The organism is Polyangiaceae bacterium (assembly GCA_020633235.1).
Lineage (GTDB): Bacteria > Myxococcota_A > Polyangia > Polyangiales > Polyangiaceae > JACKEA01.
The window spans coordinates 1,655,102-1,679,623 of record JACKEA010000001.1 but is presented as its reverse complement, the minus strand read 5'-3'; the positions used below and the strand labels follow the sequence as shown (position 1 = coordinate 1,679,623).

Sequence of the window (24,522 nt, the reverse complement as noted above, 5' to 3'; positions counted from 1 at the left end):
TGGCATCGCTACGGCAACATGGACGTGCTGCGAGACGTGAGCTTCGAGGTCGGCCACGGCGAGATCTTCGGCTTCATCGGGCCCAACGGCGCCGGCAAGACCACGACCATCCGCATCATGGCCACGCTGCTCGAGCCCATGGCCGGCCGCGTGGAGATCGACGGCATCGACGTGGCCGTGGATCCGGACGACGTCCGCAAGATCATCGGCTACATGCCGGACCACGCCGGCGTGTACGAGCGCATCACGGTCCGCGAATATCTCGAATTCTTCGCAGATTCCTACGGAGTCTTGAACATCGGCGTGGTGGACGCCGTGATCGAGCTCACGGACCTCGGAAACCTGCAGCATCGATTGGTCGCGGCCCTGAGCAAGGGCATGAAGCAACGCTTGGGGCTGGCGCGCATCCTGCTGCACGACCCCAAGGTGCTGATCCTGGACGAGCCCGCCAGCGACCTCGACCCCCGTGCCCGCATCGAGATCCGGGATCTCCTGTTGGAGCTTCGCGAGCTCGGCAAGACCATCTTCTTGTCCAGCCACATCCTCACGGAGCTGTCCGACGTGTGCACGTCCATCGGCATCCTCGAGCGCGGGCGTCTGGTGGTGGCGGGACCCATCGGCGAGATCGCCGAGCGCCTGGAAGCCCAGCGCATGGCGGAGGCAGTGGGCGTCGACCCGAACGCTGCCAACGCTCCGCCGCCGTCGCGCACTTTCGTGCCGCCCACGGCAGCCGAGGAAGAGGCCCCCAAGACCCAGCCCCTCGGCAGCGAGACTCCAGCGCCCGCCCCCGCCGCCCCCAGCATCACCGCTGGAGGCGCGGCCATCCCCGGAGCGGCGCGCAAGCGCCTCAAGCTCCGCGTGCTCGGCGATTCCCGCCCGGTCATGCCGCTCATCGCGGGGGGCTCCGGCGTGATGGGCGTGGAGCCCGGCCCGGGCGGCCAGCTTTCCGTCTACTACACGGGGGACGAGCGCTTCGTCGCCGACGTCGTGCGGCACCTGGTGGCCCACGGCGTGGGGGTGGTGGGCGTGGAACCCGAGCGCAACGAGCTCGAGCGCATCTTCCTCGAGGTCACCCGAGGAGAGCTGGGATGAGCGCACAGACGGGTCGACCCGGGGTAGCCGCGGCTCCCCCCTCCTCGCGCCGCTTCGATCGCGCTCGCATCGGTATCTCGCGGATGCAGAACGATCCGAACCCGGTGTGGATGCGAGAGCTTCGTCAGGCTGCCCGCCTCGGCCGCACCCCCATCATCCTCGCGGTGATCACGGGCGTCATGGCCCTGCTCATGTGCTCGGTCGGCGGCGTGGCCTCGGTCAGCACGGAGCCGGCCAAGGTCGGCGTGGTGCTGTTCCACGTGTTTTTCTCGCTGGCTTTCGCGGTGGTCACCTGGGTAGCGCCGGCGGTCGCGGCGAGCACCATCGCCAGCGAACGCAGCGGCCGCACCTGGGAGGCCCTGCTACTGACGGGGCTCGGGGCGCCGACCATCGCTCGGGGGAAGTTTTTGGCGTCCCTCAGCTACATCTCCCTCTACATCGTGATGCTGGCGCCCGTCGGGGTGCTGCCCTTCTTGTTCGGCGGAGTGACGGCCACGGAGGTCATCACCGCCTTCGCGCTGCTGTTCCTGTTGGGCGCCCTCTCGGTCGCTTTCGGGCTGAGCATCAGCAGCCAGTTCTCGAGCTCCGCGGTGGCCATCGTGGTCACTCTGTTGGTCGCCATTCCCCTGTCGTTGCTCTTGTACCTGCTGGGGGGCGTGGCGCTTTCCTTCGCGGCCCACGAGCTCTGGCCGCAAGTGCCCAAGGGCCCGCCGGTGTGGCTCCCCACGGCCTACGCCCGCGCGGATTTCGGCCTGGAATACGTGGCTTTCCTGGTGGTGACGCCGCTCCTGTGCGTGACCATTCCGGCGTGGTTCTTCTACGAGGTCACCGTCGCCAACATGGCCAGCATGAGCGACGACCGCTCCACCGGCATCCGCCGTTGGGCGCTGGTGAGCCTGCCGGCCTTCGCCCTCGCCAGCCTGATCCCAGCCTTCGCGGTTCCGAGCGACGAGTGGGCGGCCGTCACGCTGTCCATGGGAGTCACGTTCCTGTTCGCCGTCTTCGTGGCTTTTGTGTTCGCGGGAGAGCCTCTGGGGCCCTCGCGGCGGGTTCAGGTTCACTGGGATCGCACCGGCGTCGGGCGCCTGCGGCGCTATCTGGGCCCGGGGGTGATGCGCGCCAGCTCCCTCTTGCTGATGCTGAGCCTGGGCGCCATCGGCATCCAGCTGGTGGCCGGGGTGCTGATCGTGATGGGCAAGGGCGGCAGCTCCGTCGGTGACGACGCGACCCGCGTCGTAAGCTTCGGCCTCTACGCCGCCGCCTTCCTCGTCTTCGTCGTCGGCTTCGTGGCGTGGACCCGAGCCCGCTCCATGAGCGCGACGGTGCCCCGGGTGCTCCTGGTCGGGGTCCTGTTCCTGGCCACGTTGGGGCCGTGGCTGGCGATGGCCATCGCCGGGATCCTCACGGATGGGAGCGACGAAGCACTGCTCGTGGCGTCGCCCTCGCCCACGTACGTGTTCGTGCTCATGAACGCGATTGGCAAGAGCGGCTCGGAGCGTGAATTGGCGCTGACGGCGGCGGCGGTGTGCGCCGCCGGCTGGGGCTTCTTGGGTGCAGGCCTGATGGCGGCCGCCGGGGTTCGATCGCGGCGGGTGATCGCCAGCCACGAGCGCTCCCTGGAGCGCGTCGAGGCTCTGCTCCGATCCGAGGAGGAGCCTCCCGTCGAGACCGCAAATGGCTGAAGACAATCAGCTTTTGGACCCGGCCTTCGTCCGGGAGCTGGAGGCGCTGCGGCGACGACTCGAGGTCCGAGCGCGCTCTGGCGCCGCTGGCGAGCACACCGCGCGACGCCGCGGTGGCTCCGCGGAGTTCTCGGAACACCGCGGCTACGTCGCGGGTGACGACATGCGTCGCGTCGACTGGCTCGCCTTCGCGCGCACCGGCGAACCGGTGATCAAGCTGTTTCGCGCGGAAGAAGACGTGATCGTGCGTCTGCTCGTGGATTCGTCGGCGTCCTTGGACTTCGGTGACCCTCCCAAGAGCGAGGTCGCGCGACGGCTGGCTGCGGCCTTGGGCTACATGGCCCTCGCCGGGTCCCAGCGCGCCCAGGTGCTGCTCGCCCAGGGTCACGATGGGCGTCCGGACCCGGTCGGGGTCACGCGCATCGCGACGCCACGTCGAGGTCGCGGAGGACTCGCGGCGCTGCTCCGGGACCTGACGAGTGCCAGCCCCGGGGGGAGCGTGGACCTGGCCCGGGCCGTGGACCAGACCGTCCAGCGGGCGACCCGCCCCGGCATGCTCGTGGTGCTCAGCGACTTCTTCGACGCGGGTCCCGTGACCGCCGCGCTCACTCGCGCCGCGGCCGCAGGTCACGACGTATTCCTGATCCAGATCGTGACTCGCAGCGAGGTCGAACCGGACTTCGAAGGCGACTACGCGTTGGTGGACGCGGAGACCGGCGCAACGGTGGACGTGACCATGGACGCGTCGGCCGTGGAAGCGTACGTGATGCGATTCGCAGGTCTCGTCGAAGAGCTTCGCGCGTGGTCCAAGAAGCACGGCGCGAGCTACCTGCGCGTCACCACGGACGAGCCCCTCGAAGGCGTCGTGCGGCGCTTCGTAGGTCGCACGATCGACTGATTTTTAGGGGTTTTCGCGGCCCACAAACGCGCGAGAGCGTGCCGGCAAGATAGCCGACACGCTCTCGATTCAACGCGCCTTGGCTCACGCCTTCTTGGCGCGACGACGACGCTTCTTGGCAGCGCGCTTCGCAGGAGCTGCGGCAGCCTTTGCCTTCTTCTTCGCCTTCTTCTTTGCCTTCTTCTTCGGCGCAGCGGGCGCAGCCGCAGCGGCCTTCTTCTTGGCCTTGCGCTTTGCCTTCTTCTTCGCCTTCTTCTTCGGTGCGGCCTCGGCCGCGGGAGCCGCCTCGGGCGCCGCTGCAGCCTTTGCCTTCTTCGCTTTACGCTTACGTACTGCCATTAGTTGATTCCCTTCGTGACAGCTCCAAGAGCAATGTCGAAACACAATTTCTTTCAAACCCATGCTTCTCGTCAAGCACGCTGTTGCATTCGACCTGCTACCTTCCAAGCGATGACCCCTTACGAGGAGGCGCTCACCCGCGAGGCGTTGCGCGTGTACCGACGCTACGCGGTGGAGGTCGTGGAGCAACTGGGGCTGTGCCCCTGGGCCGAGCGCGCGCGCCAAGAGGGACACGTGGCAGAACGCGTGGTGCTCACGCACGAGGCCACGGACTTGGACGCGACGCTCGCCTTGATCGAGGAGCTCGACCAGCGTCCGGAGATCGAAATCATCCTCGCCATCTACCCGCGCCTCGCCTTGGCTCAGAAGGCGTTCGAAGGCTTCGTGCGCCACGTTCGGGAGCGCGATGGCGAGCGCCATCCCCTCGGCGAAATCCCCTTCGCGATGGCCGCTTTTCACCCGGATTCCCCGGCAGTTCTGGCGGATCCAGAGCGCCTCATCCCGTTTCTGCGGCGCACGCCGGACCCCACCATTCAGCTGGTGCGGCGCAGCGTGCTCGAACGCGTGCGGGGACGGCGATCGCAAGGCACTGCCTTCGTGGACGTGAGCCAGTTGGATCTGGCAGCGCTCGACGCGGCCTTGAGCGCGCCGGAGGACCTTCGGGTGGTGATCGCGCGAACCAACCTCGAGACCGTCCAATCGAAGGGGGTGGAGGCCGTCGAGGCGCTGCTCGCGGACATCCGCCAGGACCGAGACCGGGCCTACGCGGAGCTCAGCCAAAGATGGCCTTCGCAGGCGGGGACTTGACGGTGGATCCAAGCTAAGCTGCCCCCCGCATGCCCGTCGAGCTCAAGAGCCCCGGGGGCCTATGGCTGCTCGGCCTGCTCGTCCCGCTCGTGCTCCTCTACATACTGAAGGTGCGCCGGCAGCGGCTGCGGGTGGCCTCCACCTGGCTGTGGGCGCAAGCACAACGGGATCTGATGGCGAAGAGCCCCTTCAAGCGGCTCATCATGCAGGTACCCCTCGTGCTGCAGGCGCTGGCCCTGATCCTGCTCGCCCTGGCGCTGGCGCGCCCCGCCACCCGAGGAGGCGCCATCATCGGGGACCACGTGGCCATCATCGTGGACACCAGCGCGTCGATGGGCGCCAAGACCGCAGACGGCACCACGCGCATGGAGGCCGCGCGTGCCGCGGCCAAGAACGTCATCGCAGCCCTGGGTCCCGGAGCCGACGCGATGCTGGTGGAAGCCGGAAGCGACGCCAACATCGCCTCCCCCCTGGATCGCGACGCTCGACGCCTCGAAGCGGCCGTGGACCGCATCCGAGAGCAGGACGTGGAGGGGCATTTGGGCCGGGCCGTCGCCATCGCGGCGGATCGCCTCCGCCAGCTCACGGGCGACAAGCGCATCGTCGTCATTACTGATGGCGCCCTGGCGGATCCCAAGGCGCTCCTCGGCGTCACGGTCCCCTTGGACGTAGTAAAGGTCGGCACCCCGGTGGAGAACACCGCGGTGGTCCGCCTCGACGTGCGGGACGGCCGGGATCCCGTGAGCAAGCAGCCCCAAGTCCAGGCCTTCGCGCTGGTGGCTCACTACGGGACCCAGCCCCGGGACGTGTTCGTCACCCTGCGAATGCGGAACGTGAAGGAGCCCCTCGCATCCCGCAAGGTGACGCTCAAGCCCGGGGAGCGGGCCCCGGTGGTGCTGACCTTCGAACCCGCCCCAGCCGATCGCGGCATGGGCCTCATCGTCGAGGTCTCCCCACCCGACGCCCTGGCCGCGGATGACCGCGCTTTCGGCAGGGTGCCCGTGGGCCGAAGGCTCCCGGTGGTGCTGGCGCCGGGGGACGGTAACCCGTGGGTGAAGCGCGCACTGTCCGCCGACCCCGACGTCGACTTGGCGGGAACCACCGTGGCCGAGCTACCCAGCGCGGGCGTGGCTCCCGACGCCCTGGTGGTCGTCGACGGCGCCTGTCCCGCCGCCCTGCCGGGTGGCGACGTCCTCATCCTCAACCCGCCGCCGGGACGCTGTCGCACCGCGGTCGTCGGCAAATCACTGAAGACCCCCCAGATCACGTCGTGGGCGGACGCCGATGCTCGACTCCGCTTCCTCACGCTGGATGGCGTGCAGATCACGGAAGCCCACGACATCGAGACCGAAGGCCCCGCCGACGCCCTGGTACGCAGCCGGGAGGGCACCCTCGTCAGCGACATCTCCATCCCGGGCCGCACCGGCACCCTGGTGTCGTTCGACGTCGGAGAGAGCAACTGGCCGCTCCGAGCCTCCTTCGTGCTCTTCATCCGCAACATCGTGGAGCTGGCCCGCACCCATCGAGCTCGGGGCGTCACGGGTCCCGCACAAACCGGCGCGCCGATGCGTGTGCGTGTGCCGCCCGGCGCCGAAAAGGTCGAGGTCGAGGGGCCCGACGAAAAGAAGTCGGAGGTCGTCGCGCGCGCTGGGCTGGCCGTGGTGCCGGAGGTCGCCCGGGCCGGCTTCTACTTCGTGAGCTGGCAGGGCGCTCGGCCGGGAAGCGTGCTGGTCCCAGCGAACCTCACCAGTGACCTCGAAAGCGACGTGCGAGAGAAGGAGCTGGCGAAGGACGATGGCCCAGTCCACGTGGCCGCCGCCGCGGACGTAGCGGATGCCTACACCGACTGGACCTGGCTCCTCGCCGCCTTGGCGTTGTTGTTCGTGGTGTTCGACGTCTGGTGGCTGACTCGAAAGCCCTTGGTGCGCGCCCCCTCGGCGGCGGACACGCGTCCACCGCTGCCGACCCGGAGAGCGGCATGAGCCCGGAGGTCCAACGCTACATCCCGATCGTGGCCAGCGCGCTCGGCGGCGTGGCCTGGTTCAGCTACCTGACCTGGGCCATCCAAAAGGAGCGCCTCGCGAAGCGCCCGGTGTTGCTCGCGGCCTCCATCCTGGGAGCGATCCCGGCGCTGTACATGGCCTTGGTCTGGACTCGGCTGATCCCCGAGCGTTATCTGCGGCTGGAACGGCCACTGCTCGCTCTGCCCTGCGCCATCGCCGTCGCTTTCGTCGCGCATCGCTTGCTGCGACTCCCCGGGCGCCAGAGCCGCCTGCGCCGCACCGTCACGGAGCTGCTGGTGACGCTGGCGGCCATCACGGCCGCCCTGGCCACCATCGGCACCGAGATCGGTAAGCCCCTCGACCGCCTCGCGGTCCTGGTGGCCATCGACCGCAGTCGCAGCATCGATCTGGTTCCGGACGCCGACTCGCGCATTCGAGCGGAGCTCCAGGTCGCGGAGCTCGGTATGCGCGACGACGATCGCATCGGCACCATCGCCTTCGCCGCCGAGGCGCAGATCGAAGACCCACTGCGGCCGCGCACCCGCCTGCCCGCTCCCCAGAAGGTGGAGCTCGGCCGCGACGGCACCGACATCGGCGCTGCCATCCGACGAGCGCTGGCGGAAGTGCCCTCGGACGCCGCCGCGCGCATCGTGCTGCTATCCGACGGCGTTTCCACCCGCGGAGACGCCGTGGAGGCGGCGGCGGCCGCCGTCGCCGCCGGCGTTCCCGTGGACGTGGTGCCTCTGGATCAGGCCAAGCTGCCCGACGTGCGCTTGGTCGCGGTACGTATGCCGAGTCGCGCCAGCGAGAAAGAGACGCTGGAGATGCGCATCGTGACGTCCTCCACGTCACCCGCTCCGGTGGAGGTGCGCGTGTACCGCGACGGCGAGCTGCTTCGCAAAGGCAACGCCAAGGTCAGCGCAGGGGAAGACGTGCTGCGTCTGCGAGAAGAGGCCCCCGGCCCGGGACTCCACCGCTACGACGTCCAGATCTCGAGCTTGGACCCCAAGCTCGACGAAGCGCCGGAGGACAACGCCGGTTCCACCTTCGTGCGGGTGCGCGGCCAGGCCGCGGCCTTGGTGCTCGAAGGCCAGCCCAAGCTCGCCGAGCCGCTCCGCCGCGCCCTGGAGGGCGGCGCGTTCCGAGTGGACGTCTCGGGCCCGGCGGGCGTCCCAGCGGACGTCGCCGGCTTCGCCGCCTACGACGTGGTCGTGCTGAGCGACATCCCGGCCAGCGACCTCTCCCCCACCCAGCTCGATGCCCTGGCCACCTACGTGCGCGACCTCGGCGGCGGGCTGCTGCTGATGGGTGGCGACAAGAGCATGGGCCCCGGCGGCTACGGCAAGACGCCCGTGGAAGAGGTCAGCCCCGTCTCCTTCGATCTCAAGCAGGAGCGCCGTCGCGCAAGCCTCGCCGAGGTGATCGCCATCGACTACTCCGGCTCCATGGCCATGCGGGTGGGTAAGAACACCAAGCTGGAGCTCGCCAACGAGGCCGCCGCCCGCTCCGCAGAGCTTTTGGGCTCCGGGGATCGCCTCGGAGTGATGCACGTCGACACCCGAGTGGAGTGGACGGTCCCGCTGGGCCCGGTCACCGACAAGCAGAAGATCCAGAAGGCCATCCGGGGCGTCGGCCCCGGTGGCGGTGGCATCTACGTCGATCTGTCGCTTCAGAACGCCTACGCGGCCCTCGATCGCGAGAAGGTGAATCTCAAGCACGTGCTGCTGTTCTCGGATGGCGCCGACGCAGAAGAGCGAACGGACTCCTTCTCGCTGGTCCGAGCCGCAAAGGCGCGAGGCATCACCACCAGCGTGGTGGCTCTGGGGCGCGGCAGCGACGTGTCGGATCTGGAAACGATGAGCAAGCTCGGCAGCGGGCGTTTCTATCTGGTGGAAGACGCGTCGCGCCTTCCCGCCGTGTTCGCCCAGGAAACGATCCTCGCGGCTCGAAGCTCCATCAACGAAACGACCTTCAAGCCGCAGCCTTCCACCATGGGCCCCGCCATTCGAGGCATCGACTTCTCCGGGGAGCCGGCCCTCACCGGCTACGTCGTCACCATTCCCAAGGGTCGCGCGCAGGTGCATCTCCGCGGACCCGAAGGCGACCCCACCCTCGCCACGTGGTCGGTGGGCATCGGCCGCGCGGCGGCCTTCACCAGCGACTACAAGGACCGCTGGGGCGCCGCTTGGACCAGCTGGTCTCCCGCCGCGCGCATGTTTGCCCAGCTCGCGCGGGACATCACGCGCCGAGGCGACGACCCGCGGGTGCGGCTGGAAGCGGATGCCGCCGGAGGACAGCTCCATGTGCGGGCCACGGTGGTGGATGACGACGGCCGCACCGAGAGCTTCCGCCGTCTCACCGTGCGCGTGGGCGGTCCGGATGGATACCGACGCGACGTCCCCCTCGAAGCCGTAGGAGCCGGGGCCTACGCGGCCACGATCCCGCTCTCGCGCCCCGGCGCCTACGTCGCCACCGCCCTCGACGAGCTTTCGAAGCAGCCGGTCGCCACCACGGGTGCAGTGCTCACGGCGGGTGAGGAGCTGCGCCCCACGGGCTCGGACCGCGCGCTGCTCAGCCGCGTCTCCGAGCTCACCGGAGGCAAGGTCCGCGATACGCTGGCGGGCATCTTCACGGACCGGGAAGCGAAGCGCTTCTCCTACCGAAACCTGACCGTGCCGCTGCTGTTCCTGGCAGCGTTCTTGCTGCTCTCCGGGGTCGCCGCGCGCCGCCTGGCCATGCCCGAAGCGCTGTCGCGACTCAAAGCACGCGTGGCGGGCGGCCTATCCCGACCGCGGGAACGCCGTGCGCAAAAGGCCGCGGAACAGGCGCGGGAGGCGGAGGCCCAGACCCAGACGCTGGAGGCACTCCAGTCTGCCAAGCAGCGCACGACCGTCCACGCCCCGCCCGTGGTGAGGGACGACATCGCTCCCGCGAGCGTCCCGCGCTTCGCCCGCGCGCCGGTCCCGCCCCCGGGGCAGCCGCCTCCGCCGGCCGCGTCTCCGCCTCCCGCGGCCGGCGCTGCCGCAGGTCCGCCGTCGTCGCGCCAGCTCTCCGCAGCGGAGATCCTCCTGGCGCGCCGGCGTGGACGTAAGAGCTGACATCGGCTACCTGACCTTCGTGGCGATCAGAGCTCATCTTCTCGGAGCGGCGTGTCTCGCCCTCGCGGCCTGCCGTGCGTCGCCCGAGCCGTGCAGCTCTCCGGGGACCTGTCCCAAGGGCAGTGAGTGCCTCGCGAATCGTTGCGTGCCCGCTGGCGGCGAGCCGGTGACGTCGGACTCGAACCGACGGGTGTCCGAGCCCATCGCCATCGCCGTCGTCAGCGCCCACGCTCAGTCCAGCCGGGAGCTGCCCGCCGTCGCCACCTTCGGAGGCAGCGCGCGGGGCAAGACCGCGCTGTACCTGCGCTTCAACCCGATATGGCGCGGTGGCGGCAAGATCGACAGCGCCTTCCTGCTCCTCGACCCCGCCGAAGGTCGCGCTCCGAACGCGGACGTGACCGTCACCGCCTGGCGCGTGCGCGGGCGCTGGTCACCCGAGCGCCTGCACTGGCTCGAGCAGCCCGAGCTCGCTCCGCCCAGCGCCGACGGCATCGCGCGGGGAGCGCCGCCGCTGCCGCTCCGGATCGACGTGACTCGCATCGTGCAATACCTCGCAAAGCACCCCGGGAGCGATCGCGGCTTTGCGCTGATCGCCAGCTCCGGTGCCGGCCCGGGCGTCGGTTTCGCCACCGGCGCCGCGGGCGGACGCGCCCCGCGCCTCGAGGTCTACCTGCGCTAGACATGCTAACGTCGCGGCCGATGCCGGAGCCGCTGCTCAGCGTGCGTCACCTGACGACCGCCTTCTCCACCGATCGGGGTGTGCTGCGCGCCGTGGACGACGTGTCCTTCGACGTCCCCGAGGGCCAGACGCTGGCGGTGGTGGGCGAGAGCGGCTGCGGCAAGAGCGTCACGGCCCTGTCCATCATGCGCCTGGTCCCCTCCCCCCCTGGGGAGATCACCAACGGCGAAATCCGTTTCAAGGACAAGAACCTCCTCGGCTTGCCGGAAAAGCAGATGCGCGCCTTGCGGGGCGACGCCATCTCCATGATTTTCCAAGAGCCGATGACCTCGCTCAATCCCGTGTACAGCGTGGGGTCGCAGATCATCGAGGCTATCCGCATCCACCGCGATTCGAGCCGCAAGGAAGCGCGCGCCCGCGCCATCGAGATGCTGCGCCTGGTGGGCATCCCCTCCCCCGCCGAGCGAGTGGACGCCTATCCCCACCAGCTTTCCGGCGGCATGCGCCAACGCGTGATGATCGCGATGGCGCTGTCGTGCGATCCGTCGTTGCTCATCGCAGACGAGCCCACCACCGCGCTGGACGTCACCATCCAAGCCCAGATCTTGGACCTGCTCCGGCGCCTGCAGGAAGAGCTCGGTATGAGCATCCTGTTCATCACGCACGATCTAGGTGTCGTCGCTGAGTTCGCGAGCGACGTGGCGGTGATGTACGCGGGCCGCGTGGTGGAAACGGGCAACGTGAAGCGCATCTTCGATGCGCCGCTCCACCCCTACACCCGGGGGCTCTTGGCCAGCGTTCCACCGATGGACGCCTCCCGCGATCTCGCGCGCCCCAACCGGCTGCCCACCATCGAGGGCGTGGTGCCGGACCTCACGGCCCTGCCCAAGGGCTGTCGCTTCGCCGACCGTTGCGCCCTTTACGCAGCCAGGCCCGAGGGCTACCAGCGCTGCACCGAGGAGGAGCCCGAGCTCCGCGACTTCGGGGACGGCAACCGTTCCCGCTGTCACTTCGCGGAGCAGGTGTCATGAAGGACGCACGCGACAAGCCGAACGGCGACGACCACGAGAGCGCCGCCTATTGGGACCCGCCGGCGCCGTCCTCACAGCGCTCGGAAGAAGCGCCCGCCTCGGAGCGCCCATCGGAAGAGCCGGCGCCCGCCTCAGAGCGGCCCCCGCAGGAGAAGAAGAAGGCGCCGGATCCGCGGCGCCGCCCGCTGCTCCAGGTCGAACGCCTCAGCAAGCTGTTCCCGGTTCGCCGGGGTTTGCTGGGCAAGACCAAGTTCGTGCGCGCCGTCGACGGCGTGTCGCTGTACGTCCGTCACGCGGAAACGCTGGGCCTGGTGGGCGAGAGCGGCTGCGGCAAGAGCACCCTGGGTCGCACCATCCTCAAGCTCATCGAGCCGACCTACGGCCGCGTGATGTTCGACGGCAAGGACATCACTCCCCTCAGCCAGCGCCAGCTCCGCCCCCTGCGGCGGCGCATGCAGATCATCTTTCAGGACCCCTATTCGTCGCTCAATCCGCGCATGACCGTGCGCGCCATCGTGGGAGAGGCGCTCACCATCCACAAGCTCGCGAGCTCCGCGGACGAAGAAGAGGCCAAGGTCAAGGCGCTCCTGGAACGCGTGGGCCTCCGGCCAGAAGCGATGCACCGCTACCCCCACGAGTTCAGCGGCGGCCAGCGCCAGCGCATCGGCATCGCCCGCGCCCTCGCGGTTCAGCCCGATTTCATCGTGTGCGACGAGCCCATCAGCGCGTTGGACGTATCCATCCAAGCGCAGATCGTGAACCTGCTCCTCGACCTGCAAGAAGAGTACAACCTCTCCTACCTGTTCATCTCCCACGACTTGAAAGTGGTCGAGTACGTCAGCCACCGCGTAGCGGTGATGTACCTCGGCAAGATCGTGGAGGTGGCACCCGCCGCATCGCTCTACGAGAAGCGGCATCACCCGTACACGCGCGCTCTGCTCAGCGCGATCCCGGTGCCGGATCCCGAGCGCCGCCGCCTGCGCGTGCTGCTCGAGGGAGACGTCCCGAGCCCCATCGATCCGCCCTCGGGTTGCAGCTTTCACCCGCGCTGTCCCCGCGCCGAGAAGGGCAAATGCGACGTGGAAACGCCGCCCCTCGAGGAGCTCGAAAAGGGCAGTCACCATCGCGTGGCGTGCTGGCACCCGCACACTTGAGGTTCCGCGGCGGACCAACAAACTTCTGCCCGGGCCCAGGGTTCGGCCGCATCAGCCGAATGGCCTGATTGATTTTGTCGGGGCGGCGCGGGCACGACGCGAAACCCGGCCCGGCCTTCTCAGCGCCACTTTGCGGCACTACGCTGCGGCCATGCCCAACGCGATCCTCGTGCACGAAACCGGTGGTCCGGAAAAGCTCCGCTACGAGCCCGTGGAGGTCGGCGAGCCGGGGCCGGGACAAGCGCGGGTGCGCCACACGGCGATCGGCATCAACTACATCGACACTTACCACCGGAGTGGGCTCTACGCGCTGCCCAGCCTGCCCCACGGCATCGGCATGGAGGCGGCGGGCGTCGTGGAAGCCGTGGGCAGCGGCGTGGCGGATCTGCGCGCGGGGCAGCGCGTGGCCTATGGCTCCGGCGCACCCGGCGCCTACGCCGAGGCGCGGGTGATGGCGGCGGATCGCCTGGTGCCGCTGCCGGACGACATCGACGACGTGACGGCAGCCGCGATGATGCTCAAGGGCATGACGGCGGAGTACCTGATACAGCGCTGCTTCCCGGTGAAACGCGGGCAGACCGTACTGTGGCACGCGGCGGCGGGCGGCGTGGGGTTGATCGCGTGTCAGTGGCTCTCCTCGCTGGGCGTCACGGTGATCGGCACCGTGGGCTCCGACGAAAAGGCCGAGCTGGCGCGCGCGCACGGCGCGACGCACACGATCGTCTACACGAAAGAAGAGTTTCCGGCGCGCGTGCGCGAGCTCACGGGCGGCCGCGGCGTACCCGTGGTGTTCGATTCCGTAGGCCGCTCCACCTTCGCCGGTTCGCTGGATTGCCTCGAGCCCCTGGGCATGATGGTGGGCTTCGGCAACGCGTCCGGCAAACCCGATCCCTTCGACATGGGCATCCTGGCGCAGAAGGGATCGCTGTATCTCACCCGGCCCACGCTGATGACCTACACCGCCAAGCGCGAGGACCTGCTCGCGAGCGCCAATGCCCTGTTCGACGTCGTGCGCCGGGGCGTCGTGCGCATCGAAGTGAATCAGCGCTGGCCCTTGGCCGAGGCCGAGAAGGCTCACCGCGCCCTGGAAGCGCGGGAGACCACGGGCAGCAGCGTGCTCGTCGTCTGATGCGCACCAGCGCTCGAAACGTCACCCTGGTGCTGTTCGACGAGGTCGAGGCCCTCGACTTCGCCGCCGTGCTGCAGGTGCTCACGCAAGCCGGTCGACACTGGAACTGGCGCCCGTTCAAGATCGACACCGTGGGCGCGGCGCGCGGCGCCATCCGCAGCGTGAGCCAGCTCGGCATCGCCGTGGACCACGATCGCGATGGCTGTCCCGAAGGCGAGCTGCTCGTGATCCCGGGCGGCTACGGCGCACGCCGCGCCGCCGACGACGCGCGTTGGGTCGACTTCGCTCGGGAACGGGGCACCCGCGCGGAGCTGGTGCTCACCCTCGGCTGGGGCGCCCTGCTCGCCGCCCGCGCGGGCTTGGCGGACGGCTTGGAGATCGCGGCGCCGAAGGAAGCCGCCGCGGCCATGGCCGAAGCAGCCCCCGGTGCGCGGGTGCTCACCGACGTGCGCGCCCACTCCGCCGACAAGCTGGTGTCGGGTCAGAGCGGCGCCGCCAGCCTCGACGTCGGTCTGCTGGCGCTCTCCCGCGTGCTCGGCGAGAAGCAGGCCCTGGCCGTCGCCCAAGCCCTCGGTCACGAGTGGTCCGGCAGCGCACCGGAGCGTTTCCGCATCGACATCCTGCCCCCCTGACGTTTCTTCTTGTTTTCGCGGTGCGATGCCCGTCGCTTCCGCGCCGGACCGACAATCAAGCGGAAACCAGCATGCGCTCGGCGAGATCCGCGGCTTTGGCGGGGCCGGCGAGGCGCGACACCAACGCGAGGGCGAACGAGAGCGCGCTGCCGACGCCGCGGCTGGTGATCACGTTGCCGTCGATCACCACGGGCTCTTCGACCTGCGTGGCGCTCGGCAGCTCGAAGCCCGGGTAGCAGGTGGCGCGCTTGCCTTCGAGCACACCCGCGGCCTCGAGGGCGATGGGGCCGGCGCAGATGGCGGCGACCAGCTTGCCGGCGTCGTGGGCCTCCCGCAAGAGCACGCGCACGCGCGCGTCGTCTCGCAGGTTGGCGGCGCCGGGCATGCCGCCGGGCAGCACGACAGCGTCGAAATCCGTGGCGGAGACGCCGTCGAGGTTCGCGTCCGTTGCGATGCGGATCCCGTGGCTGCCCAGCGCCGGCTCGCTCGCTGCGCGCGCGACCACCACGTTCACGTCGGCGCGGCGCAATACGTCGATCACGGTCACGGCTTCGATCTCCTCGAAGCCGTCCTGCAACACTACGACCACCTTCGCCATCTCGCCTCCATCACTGATCCGGCTCGGGTGCCGGACCTTGCTTGCAGCTCACCGCCGACAGCTCCACGGCGAGACCCCGCGGATGAGCCACGAGGAGCCGGCCGCCAGAGAGCGCCAAGAGCTCTGCGCTGCGAATCGCGGGCTCCACGTCCAAGCGATCCGCCAGGGTGCCGTCGTCCTTCAGGACGCCCATGCGGGTGGCGTCCGTCACGCCGCTGAGCCCGAGCCAGGTGCGCGGCTGCCCGGGCTTGGGCGCCGCGTCTTCGAGCAGCGTGGGCACGCCGGCGCCGATGGCCTCGTCCTGGATCACGCTCTCCTCCACCGAGCCGCCGGTCTTGACCCGGGCCAGGTGCACGCTGCGGCCTTCCACGCCGGGAGAGGTGTCGTCGTCCCTCCAGGAGAGCAACGCGCTGCCGTCGGGGCCGGGGGACAAATCGAACACCAGCACGTGGGACGACTTGCCCGTCACGTCCTTGGGCTCGCCGGCGAGCACGCCGTTTTCGTCCAGCGGCGCGATGCGCAGCACGCGGTTGCCGAGCTCCACCAACGGGTCGTCCACCGGCTCCGCGGACGCGGTGGGCGCGGGCGCCTTCTTGTCCTTGGCGTCCCCCCGCGGCGGGTGGTGGATCCACGCCATCCAGAATCCGCCGGGCCGGCGCACCACGTGGGGCGCCTCGGCATCGTCGTCTTCTCGCGAGATGGTCTTCGGCTTGGTCGCCGAAGCGATGTTCTCGACTGCAAAGCTCACGGCCCGCAGCACACCCCGCGACGACTTCTTGTCGACCTCGTCCCACACCATGACGCCGCGCTTGTCGCCGAGCTCGATGGCAAACACGCGAGACTCGTCGCGCCCCTCCGAGAAGGTGGGGCCCCAGGTCACGCCCGGAGAAGACCCGGTCGTGATCTGCGCGAGGCGCAACGTGCTGCCCCCGGCGTCGCTGTCGGGCACTGCGGCGAAGACACGGCCGCCTAGGGCGGCGAGGCGCGGCGGATCCACGTCGCCGTGTGTTTGCCCCAGCTCCACGATGCGCCCGCTGCCGGCATCGGAGGCGATCAGCGCTACCAACACCGTGGTCCCCTGCCCCTTCGCGGACATCGCGCTGACGGCGAAACCGGTTGGTGTGGGGACTGCGCCCCCGATCTCCACGGCGAAGGGAAGCGCGGGCTCGTCCGTGTCTTCGTCTTCGTCGTCGCCCTTCTTCACCGAGCGCTTTCCGATGGTGAAGCTCGCGCCCGGCGTGACCTCCGCGCAGCGGGGTGGAGGCGGAGGCTTGGGTGCGTCCGAGCTCTGGGCCGCATCCGCGTCGGCCGCGGCGGGCTTGTCCTTCTTGCAGCCGACAGCCGTGACGGCGAACAGCGCGAGCAGTAGCGGAGCGGCTCTCACGACCCAGGCCATACCAAGGGCCCCGACGGCTCGCCACCGACAAAAACGCCGCGGGACGCCCGAAGCGAGCGTCCCGCGGCAGATTGTGCGCTGGCTCCGGTCAGCCGGTTCCCGGCAGCGTCGCGTTCGACAGCCACTTGAAGCCATCGAGCAGCGCCGTCGAGTCGTAGGCGGTGTCGCCCACGTCCCAGATCACGATGCGAAGCTCCACGATGTCACCGGGGATGACGTTGCCCGCCGTCGTGAGCCAGTGGGTGCCGCCGCCAATGACGCAAGTCCCACCCGTCGACTTCTCGAACCCCGTCCCCGTGAGCTGGGAGATGCCCAGCGAGCAGGAAGCGGCGTTCACGTCAGAGTCGTAGCAGCTGCTGCCGGACTGGCTCACCGCCGGATCGCACACCGCGAACAGGTTGGTGCCCTTCGCGATGTTGATGCCGATGGGCCACTTCTTCTGGGAGGCGTCGACGAACGTCATCAGGTTCTTGTCCACCGGGTTGGCGATGGGAGAGGGCGTTCCGTTCGGCGTGTCCACCAGCGCCACGAACTGATCGTTATAGCTCGAGCACACGAACTCCGGATACTCCGCGCTGAGGAAGTAGGAGTTGAAGGAGAACGCGCGCGCGTTGGTGGGCGCCCGCAGCCGGAAGCGCAGCATGACGGAGTCTCGCGCGGTTGACGGCCCGCCGGCGGTGCCGGAGCCGCAATTGGGCGCTACCGGCAACGCGTTGGCGGCCTTCAGGGGGGGATTCGCCGCGGCGAACCAATCCTTGATGCACTTGCTCGAAGTACAGCTCGAAATGCTCACCTGGCTCGAGGGCGTGTGCGAGTTGCTGACGTTGGAGCCGCCGGGCGCACCCCCGTTGGGACCGGGATTGGTCTGGGTCGCGTCCGAAGCGATGCCGCTCGACAGCACCGCCACGGAGCTGCCTTCCGTCGTCTTCGGCGACACGCTGCCGAAGGCACCGCGGATCGAGCGCGCGCGCGCGTCGCCCAGAGCCGTACCGTCGGCCCGCAGGATTTCCGCGTCGATGAGACCCCAGGTCTTGTCCTTCTTGGATGCCGGATTCTCCTGAGTGGTCCGACAAATGCCCATGGCCTTGGCGTAGTCCGCCCCGGTGCTGGAGGAAGACGCAAGACCGGTGTCGCAAGCGACGGTGTCCTCGGTGTCGAACAAGTCCGGCTTGCCGTTGCAGTTGTCGTCGATGCCGTTGCCGAGCACCTCGATGGCACCGGGATTCACCAGCGCCGGCTCGTTGCCGCACAGGCCGGGCTTGTCGCAGCAATCGCCTTCACTGACGAGCCAGCCGTCACCGTCGCAGTCCGTGGTCGCGCTGTTGCACTGCTGACAGGTGCCGGCACTGCAGAACGCGCCCGGCGCGCAGGCGTTGCCACAGCTGCCGCAGTTTCCGGGATCCGTCTGGGTGTTCACGCAGGAGTTCCCGCACTTGGTCAGGCCGCCCCCGCAGATGCCGGTGCAGGTGCCGGCGGAGCACACCTCGCCGCTGTTGCAGGCGTTGCCGCAGCTGCCGCAGTTCGCAGGATCCGTGTTGGTGTCCACGCAGGTGGAGCCACACTTCGTGCTGCCGCCACCGCACACCAGGCTGCAGCTGCCGCCGGAGCACGCTTGACCCGCAGCGCACGCGTTGCCGCACGTGCCGCAGTTTTGCGGATCGGTCTGGGTATTGACGCACGCCGTGCCGCACTTGGTCGTCCCACCGGAGCAAACCAGCCCGCAGCTGCCGCCGGAGCAGACCTCGCCTGCGGCACAGGCGTTTCCGCAGCTGCCGCAGTTCGCCGCGTCGCTCTGGGTGTTGACGCAGGCAGTGCCGCACTTGGTGCTGCCGCCCACGCAGGTGAGCCCGCACTGACCGCTGGAGCACACCTCGCCCGCGGCGCAGGCGTTGCCACACGCGCCACAGTTCAGCGGATCGCCGTCGGTGTTCACGCACAAGCTGCCGCACTGGGTGGTGCCGCCCGAGCAGTTGAGCCCGCACTGACCCGCCGAGCACACCTCGCCCGTCGCACACGCGGTGCCGCAGGTTCCGCAGTTGGCGGGATCCGAAGTGACGTCCACGCAGGAGGTTCCGCACTGCGTTGAGCCGCCGACACAGCTGAGTCCGCACTGGCCCGCCGAGCACACCTCGCCCGCAGCGCAGGCATTGCCGCAGCTGCCGCAGTTCTGAGCGTCGCTGTCGGTGTTCACGCACAGGTTGCCGCACTGGGTGGTGCCGCCCGAGCAGTTGAGCCCGCACTGGCCCGCCGAGCACACCTCACCGCTCGCACACTCGTTGCCGCAGCTGCCGCAGTTCATCGGGTCGAAGCTCGTCTGCGTGCAGACGCCGTTGCACAAGGTGGCGCCGGGGCACGGATCCCCGCCGCCGGTTCCCCCAGTGCCAGCGAGCCCCCCGGTGCCGCCGGTGCCGCCGGTTCCGGACACGTTGCCGAAGCCCCCGCCCCCATCCTGCGTGCTGCCACCGGTCCCCAGGCCGGCGTTGCTGTCGCTGCTGCCGCTGCAGGCGAGCGGCGTGACTGCCAAGGCGGTCGCGCCAAGAGCCGCACACAGCGGCATCAAGTGCTTGAGATTCATACAGTTTCTCCTCTGGTCCCCAATCCCGCGGAAACCCCTCCGCGGGGGCCGAGCCCTCACTCGGTCCTCCTTGTACGACGCCCACCCACGATTCCTGCCAACCTGTAGAAATTCACCACAGGCGCAGCTGGGTGCCGCTTTCGAGGGGGAGCTATGATGGCCGGCCCCGCCGTATGTCCAAGCGCGAGCTCACCAAGCCCTACGAACCGAACCCCGCGCTACGCGCGCTCTACACCCGGTTCTTCGATCGGATCCAAGTCGACGATGCGTGGGTACGCGAGGTGCGACGTCTCGCTGCTGAAGGCAGCGTCGTCTACGTCCTGCGCAACCTGAACTTCATCGACTTCTTTGCCCTCGATCACCTGACCAAGCGCTACGGCCTGCCGCAGATCCGCTTTGCCAACGATCTGGGCCTGTGGATCCTGAATCCGATGGGCAAGGGCTGGCTGAATGCCGTGCTCCCGCCCAAAGGCATCACGTCCTCCGACGAGCTACGCGACGCCCTCTCCCGCGGCGGCTCCGCGGCGCTGTTCCTCAAGCGCCCGCCGGGCGTCCTCGACGTCGCCCAAGGCGCAACCGGTGGGCGCGGCCTCCGCGAGGGCGACGACCTGCTGCGCACGCTGATTCGCCTGCAAGACGAGAGCGAGCGCCCGATCTTGCTCGTGCCGCAGGTGTTCGTGTGGACGAAAGAACCGGATACGCGCGGCACTCGTCCCCTCGATTTCGTGCTCGGCCCCCGAGAATGGCCGAGCCCGGTGCGCACCGTGGGGCAGTTTCTCTACAACTACCGGCACGTCGCGCTGAAGCTCGGGGAGCCGCTCAGCCTGGCGGAATTCAAGGCGCACGAAGGCGAGCTGCAGGACGACGTCGCCGTGCGGCGCATCACCTACGTGATGCTCCGGCGTCTCGAACGCGAGCGCCGCAGCGTGACCGGCCCCGCAGAAAAGGCGCCGGATCGCGTGCGGCTCGAGATCGTGCGCAGCCCCCGGATGCGCACGGTGATCCGCGACCTCGCCGGCGAGCGACCGTCGGATCGCTACGTGCTGACGGGCAAGGCCCTGGGCATGCTGAAGAAGCTCCAGGCCACGCCGGACATGTCCACCATCAAGGGCCTGGAGGCGATCTTCCACCGGGTCTTCCATCGCATCTACGCCGGCATCGAGTACGACAAGACGGACATCGAAAGGGTTCGAGACGCCGCCAAGGAAGGCACCCTCGTGCTCTTGCCCAGCCACAAGAGCCACATCGACTATCTGATCCTCTCGTACGTGTTCAACGAAGAGAATCTCCAGCTTCCGCTGATCGCCGCTGGCGACAACCTCGACTTCTTCCCCCTCGGCCCGGTGTTTCGGCGGGGAGGCGCGTTCTTCATTCGGCGCTCCTTCAAGGGCGACCGGCTGTACGCCACCGTGGTCGACGCCTACATCCGCCGGCTGATCCGCGATGGCTATCCCATCGAGCTGTTCCTGGAGGGCGGACGGAGCCGAACAGGGAAGCTCTTGGCGCCGAAGTACGGCCTCTTGAACATGATCGTCGACGCCGCCCTCGGCGTCGTGTCCCGCACCACGTACTTCGTTCCGGTCAGCATTGGCTACGAGCGCGTGGTGGAGTCCGGCAGCTACGCTCGCGAGCTCTCGGGCGCTGAAAAGAAGCGGGAAGACGCCACGGACTTGCTGAAGACACCCGAGGTTTTGCGACACCGCTACGGCCGCATCAACCTGCAGTTCGGGCACATCCTCACCTTCAAGGAGATCGCCGCCGAGCTCGACGTCGACGTCGGAGCCAAGCTCACTCCGGCCAAGCGCCGTGCCATCGTCACGCGCCTTGGCAACCGCGTGATGGACGAGATCAACCGGGTCACGGCAGTGACGCCCGGTGCCCTCGCGGCCCTGGCCCTACTCAGCCACGGCAAGCGCGGCATCACGCTTGCGGAGCTGGTCGATCGCTGCGGGAAGCTCTTGTGTGTGCTGGCCGAGATGGACGCGCGCATCTCGCCGACGACCGCGACGCAGACGTGCTCGCTGCGACCCGAAGCCGTCCGCGAAGCAGTGCAGATGTACGTGGACGCAGGCCTGGTCGCGGCCCACACCACGGCCGGGGGCGAGCCCAGCGAAGAGCTCGACAAGAAGACCAAGGTCCAAGTCGACGACGAGACGATCCTCACGTTGGTCGAGGACCGCCGCCTGGTGCTCGACTCTTCCAAGAACATCATCCTGCACTTCTTCGTCGAACGCGCCCTGGTCGCCCTCGCGCTCCTGGTGCCGCCCGGGCCGCCGGCGCCAGAAAAGACGGTTCGAGAGCGGGTGCAGCGCCTTTCGCGACTGTTCAAGTACGAGTTCCGCTTCCGCGCGGACGCCCCCTTCGACGATATCTTCGACGAAACACTGCGCGAGATGATTGAGGCAGGCGTCCTCGAGCGTGGCGCCGACGCCACGCTTCACGCGGGCCCCGGTCGCGACGGCTGGAGCGGCGCCGAATGGCTCGCCCTGTACGGCGCGATCTTGCCGAGCTTCCTGGAAGGCTATCGCGTCGCCGCGCGAACGCTCGCGTTGCTGCTCAAAGGCCCGCAGACGGAGAAAGACCTGGTCAAGAAGTGCCTGAGCACGGGCAACCGCATGTTCTTCGCCGGGGAGATCGCGCGCAAGGAGGCGGTGTGCAAGCCCGTGTTCGAGAACGCCGTCGCGTCCTTCGTCGATCAGGGCTACCTGGTGCGCAAGGACGGCAAGCTGGCACTGTCGGAGAGCTTCAGGAGCCAGGAGACCGTCGCCGCCATCGAAGGCCGCATCGCCGGTTACCTCGGGGAGAGTGGATGAGGGCGGCGCTCTTGGCCCTAGCCTTCGCGACGGCGGGCTGCGTGGGGACGCCCACACCCCTCGACCCGAGCGTGGCAGGCTCGGTGGGCGTGCCCCACGACGGCGTGCTCACCAACGGTGTGGAGCTGCCCGTCCGCGGTTCGGGCTTCCGTCGCTATCGCCCGCACGGGTCTCACTACTTCGGCAACCCTCGGCTGGTGGACGCCGTGCAGCGTGTCGCCGCGGAGGTGGAGCGCGAGCGCCCGGGCGGCGCGCCGCTCTTAGTCGGTGATCTCTCGGCCCAAACGGGCGGGAAGATCCCCGGACACCACTCCCATCGTACCGGTCGCGACGTGGACCTCCTGTACTACGTCACCACGCCCACCGGCGCTCCGGTGCGGAGCCCGGGGTTCGTTGGCTTCGACACAGACGGCCTCGCCCGCGTGGAGTACGAAGGAGACGTCAGTTACCTGAGGCTCGACGTCGAGCGCGAGTGGCTGTTGGTGAAGAAGCTGATGACCGCGAAGGAAGTCGGCGTGCAGTGGATGTTCATGAGCCGCGGCATCGAGGCGCTGCTCATCGACTACGCCCGCGCCCGCGGCGAAGACGACGCCCTGGTGTGGCACGCCGAGACGGTCATGCTGCAGCCGGGCGACAGCACGCCCCACGCTGACCACATGCACCTGCGCATCGCCTGCACGCCGGACGAGATGGCCGCGGGTTGCGAGGGCGGCGGTCCGTACTGGCAGTGGCTGCCCCTCACGCCGTTCCCCGGTTGGCTGCCCAGCGCCGTGCTCGATTCCATCGCGGCCGACGACCCTTTCGAGCTCGGGCGGCTGGCGCACAGCGATGCCTGAGGCGGTCCCGGGCGGCGTGCTGCTCGAGGGCGACTGCCTCGAGCTCCTGCCTACACTGGCCGCGGACCCCTTCGACTTGGCTTACGTCGATCCGCCGTTCAACGCGGGCGGCGTGCGCGGCGCGCGGCGTGGCCAAGGCGACCGCGCCCAGGGAGACGCGGCCTACCGCGACGCCTGGGGCGGCCTCGATGCGTTCCTGGAGATGCTCGAGCCGCGCCTCGCCGCCATTCGCGACGTGCTCACCCCGAGCGGGAGCTTGTGGCTGCACCTCGACTACCGCACCGTGCACGACGCCAAGGTGCTGGCAGATCGCGTGTTCGGGCGCGCGAGGTTCCGTGGAGAAGTCGTATGGGTGCCGGGCAACGGCGCCCGTGGCAAGCGCGGCCCCAGCGTGACGCACCAGACGATCTTGGTGTACGCCCGCGGCCGGGACATGATCTACAACGCCGACGACCCCGCTCTACGCGAGCCCTTCGCCGACACCAGCTTGAGCATGCACTTCAAGAACGTGGACGCGGACGGCCGCCGCTACCGGGAGCGGACCATCGGCAAGAACACGTATCGCTACTACGCCGACGAGGGGCGCCGCAGGGGCAGCGTGTGGAGCGATTGCCCCGCGATGCTGGCCAACACGCCGTTGAACCCCGAGACCACCGGCTATCCGACCCAGAAGCCGGAAAAGCTCCTGGAACGGATCCTCAAGGCGGCGAGCCTGCCGGAGAGCCGCGTGCTCGACCCGATGTGCGGCTCGGGCACGACCCTCGCCGTGGCCCAGCGCCTCGACCGCCGCTTTGCGGGCATCGATCAGAGCCCCCTCGCCTGCGGCGTCGCCCGCGAGCGGCTGACCCGGAACGCGTCGAGGCCCCGCGCCGGCTGAGCCAGGGCGGGGCCTCGAACAAGTGCGGCTATGGGATCAGCCAGGGTTGCTGCAGCTACCGAGAGTCCCGACGTTGGGGTCGAGCGCCGTGCAGGTTCCGCCGCCGCAATCCGAATCCGAGCAGCACCACTTCTCACAGGTGTTGCTCTGGCCGCAGGTGTAGCCACCAATGCAGTACAAACCATTGTTGGGGTCGCAGCTCGCTCCAGGCTGAGCCGTGTTTCCGTCTGGGAAGCACTCGAGGCCCGGCGCATTGCTTAGGTCACAAGCAGCCCCGGCCGTCGACGAACAGGGCGAATTGTCGACCGGATTGCAGTTAACGGTGAGGCCGCCATTCACGCAGCCCGCGGGCAACGTCACGGTGCCGCCACCGGCACCACCGGTGCCGCCGCCGACGCCGCCGGTGCCGCCGCCGGAACCGCCGGTGCCGCCTTGTACACAGGCGACAACGGCCTGACCCTCCGCGTCGCAACCGCTGATCTTCGCCGTCCCGTCCGTGTCACAACTGGCAGTGCCCGTGCTGGCCGCACAGGCGATGGCGGTCGCCCAAGCCGACGCGCAATTGGCTGGCAGCCCCTGGGGGTTGTTGCAGTCGGACTCACAGGTCGAGAGGTCGTCGTTCGGGCAGTTGGCTGCCGCCTGTTTCTGGCAGAGCGTGGTGCAGTCCGTCGGATTGACGCCACCGCCAGAGCCACCCACGGCGCCGGTCGCGCCGGTGCCGCCCACGGCGCCCGTCGCACCAAAACCACCAAAGCCCCCGCCGCCTTGAGCACCCGAGCCGCCCGACCCACCGGAACCGCCGCCACTGCTGCTGCTGCAGGCGCCAAGGACCAGCGCGGTCACGCTGAACAGAACACTGAATCCGACTGTTTTCATAAGATTG

At 69.0% G+C, this 24,522-nt stretch carries 19 protein-coding genes; 14 read left to right on the top strand and 5 right to left on the bottom strand.

What is annotated here, in order from left to right; translation table 11 throughout:
- Positions 1–18 precede the first annotated feature (18 nt).
- The 3 genes from H6717_07350 to H6717_07340 are packed head-to-tail and all read left to right on the top strand — an operon-like array spanning position 19 to position 3,672.
- Positions 19–1,092 carry an ABC transporter ATP-binding protein gene (locus tag H6717_07350; protein ID MCB9576825.1) on the top strand — a complete coding sequence of 358 codons (1,074 nt, stop codon included), beginning with the start codon at positions 19–21 and terminating at the stop codon, positions 1,090–1,092.
- On the top strand, positions 1,089–2,774 hold the full coding sequence (locus tag H6717_07345; protein MCB9576824.1) for an ABC transporter permease: 1,686 nt from the start codon (positions 1,089–1,091) through the stop codon (positions 2,772–2,774). The genes H6717_07350 and H6717_07345 overlap by 4 nt, the downstream gene beginning before the upstream one ends.
- On the top strand, positions 2,767–3,672 hold the full coding sequence (locus H6717_07340) for a DUF58 domain-containing protein (protein MCB9576823.1): 906 nt from the start codon (positions 2,767–2,769) through the stop codon (positions 3,670–3,672). The genes H6717_07345 and H6717_07340 overlap by 8 nt, the downstream gene beginning before the upstream one ends.
- An 84-nt stretch (positions 3,673–3,756) precedes the next feature.
- Here H6717_07340 and H6717_07335 read toward each other — a convergent pair whose 3' ends face one another.
- Positions 3,757–4,011, bottom strand: coding sequence for a hypothetical protein (locus tag H6717_07335; protein MCB9576822.1), 255 nt, complete (start codon positions 4,009–4,011; stop codon positions 3,757–3,759).
- A gap of 111 nt (positions 4,012–4,122) precedes the next feature.
- On the opposite strand from H6717_07335, the gene H6717_07330 reads away from it, so the two are divergent.
- The 8 genes from H6717_07330 to H6717_07295 all read left to right on the top strand — a co-directional run bounded on the left by H6717_07330 (position 4,123) and on the right by H6717_07295 (position 14,544).
- Positions 4,123–4,818, top strand: coding sequence for a DUF1415 family protein (locus H6717_07330; protein ID MCB9576821.1), 696 nt, complete (start codon positions 4,123–4,125; stop codon positions 4,816–4,818).
- 29 nt (positions 4,819–4,847) lie between these two features.
- Positions 4,848–6,800 carry a VWA domain-containing protein gene (locus H6717_07325; protein ID MCB9576820.1) on the top strand — a complete coding sequence of 651 codons (1,953 nt, stop codon included), beginning with the start codon at positions 4,848–4,850 and terminating at the stop codon, positions 6,798–6,800.
- A 155-nt stretch (positions 6,801–6,955) separates the two neighbouring features.
- Positions 6,956–9,919: a VWA domain-containing protein gene (locus tag H6717_07320; GenBank protein MCB9576819.1), complete on the top strand. Its 2,964-nt coding sequence runs from the start codon at positions 6,956–6,958 to the stop codon at positions 9,917–9,919.
- Between the two features lie 19 nt (positions 9,920–9,938).
- Positions 9,939–10,598, top strand: a complete 660-nt coding sequence (locus H6717_07315) for a DNRLRE domain-containing protein (GenBank protein ID MCB9576818.1) — start codon at positions 9,939–9,941, stop codon at positions 10,596–10,598.
- 20 nt (positions 10,599–10,618) lie between these two features.
- Positions 10,619–11,629 (top strand): ABC transporter ATP-binding protein, encoded by a 1,011-nt coding sequence (locus H6717_07310; protein MCB9576817.1) that lies wholly within the window; start codon positions 10,619–10,621, stop codon positions 11,627–11,629.
- Positions 11,626–12,783: a dipeptide ABC transporter ATP-binding protein gene (locus tag H6717_07305; GenBank protein ID MCB9576816.1), complete on the top strand. Its 1,158-nt coding sequence runs from the start codon at positions 11,626–11,628 to the stop codon at positions 12,781–12,783. The genes H6717_07310 and H6717_07305 overlap by 4 nt, the downstream gene beginning before the upstream one ends.
- A 151-nt stretch (positions 12,784–12,934) precedes the next feature.
- Entirely contained in the window at positions 12,935–13,912 is a 978-nt protein-coding gene (locus H6717_07300) for a quinone oxidoreductase (protein ID MCB9576815.1), read from the top strand.
- Complete coding sequence (locus H6717_07295; GenBank protein ID MCB9576814.1) at positions 13,912–14,544, top strand: DJ-1/PfpI family protein; 633 nt, start codon at positions 13,912–13,914, stop codon at positions 14,542–14,544. The genes H6717_07300 and H6717_07295 overlap by 1 nt, the downstream gene beginning before the upstream one ends.
- Positions 14,545–14,599: 55 nt before the next feature.
- Here H6717_07295 and H6717_07290 read toward each other — a convergent pair whose 3' ends face one another.
- The 3 genes from H6717_07290 to H6717_07280 all read right to left on the bottom strand — a co-directional run bounded on the left by H6717_07290 (position 14,600) and on the right by H6717_07280 (position 19,113).
- Positions 14,600–15,142, bottom strand: a complete 543-nt coding sequence (locus tag H6717_07290) for a DJ-1/PfpI family protein (GenBank protein ID MCB9576813.1) — start codon at positions 15,140–15,142, stop codon at positions 14,600–14,602.
- A 10-nt stretch (positions 15,143–15,152) separates the two neighbouring features.
- On the bottom strand, positions 15,153–16,526 hold the full coding sequence (locus H6717_07285; protein ID MCB9576812.1) for a hypothetical protein: 1,374 nt from the start codon (positions 16,524–16,526) through the stop codon (positions 15,153–15,155).
- Positions 16,527–16,626: 100 nt separating this feature from the next.
- Entirely contained in the window at positions 16,627–19,113 is a 2,487-nt protein-coding gene (locus tag H6717_07280) for a choice-of-anchor L domain-containing protein (GenBank protein MCB9576811.1), read from the bottom strand.
- 173 nt (positions 19,114–19,286) lie between these two features.
- Between H6717_07280 and H6717_07275 the strand changes: the two genes are divergently transcribed.
- The 3 genes from H6717_07275 to H6717_07265 are packed head-to-tail and all read left to right on the top strand — an operon-like array spanning position 19,287 to position 23,639.
- Positions 19,287–21,926 carry a 1-acyl-sn-glycerol-3-phosphate acyltransferase gene (locus H6717_07275; GenBank protein MCB9576810.1) on the top strand — a complete coding sequence of 880 codons (2,640 nt, stop codon included), beginning with the start codon at positions 19,287–19,289 and terminating at the stop codon, positions 21,924–21,926.
- The gene (locus H6717_07270) at positions 21,923–22,762 is read left to right on the top strand and encodes a penicillin-insensitive murein endopeptidase (protein ID MCB9576809.1); all 840 of its coding nucleotides are present in this window, start codon (positions 21,923–21,925) and stop codon (positions 22,760–22,762) included. Before H6717_07275 ends, H6717_07270 begins: the two co-directional genes overlap by 4 nt.
- Positions 22,755–23,639 (top strand): site-specific DNA-methyltransferase, encoded by an 885-nt coding sequence (locus H6717_07265; protein MCB9576808.1) that lies wholly within the window; start codon positions 22,755–22,757, stop codon positions 23,637–23,639. Before H6717_07270 ends, H6717_07265 begins: the two co-directional genes overlap by 8 nt.
- 36 nt (positions 23,640–23,675) lie before the next feature.
- Here H6717_07265 and H6717_07260 read toward each other — a convergent pair whose 3' ends face one another.
- Complete coding sequence (locus H6717_07260; protein ID MCB9576807.1) at positions 23,676–24,515, bottom strand: hypothetical protein; 840 nt, start codon at positions 24,513–24,515, stop codon at positions 23,676–23,678.
- Positions 24,516–24,522 lie beyond the last annotated feature (7 nt).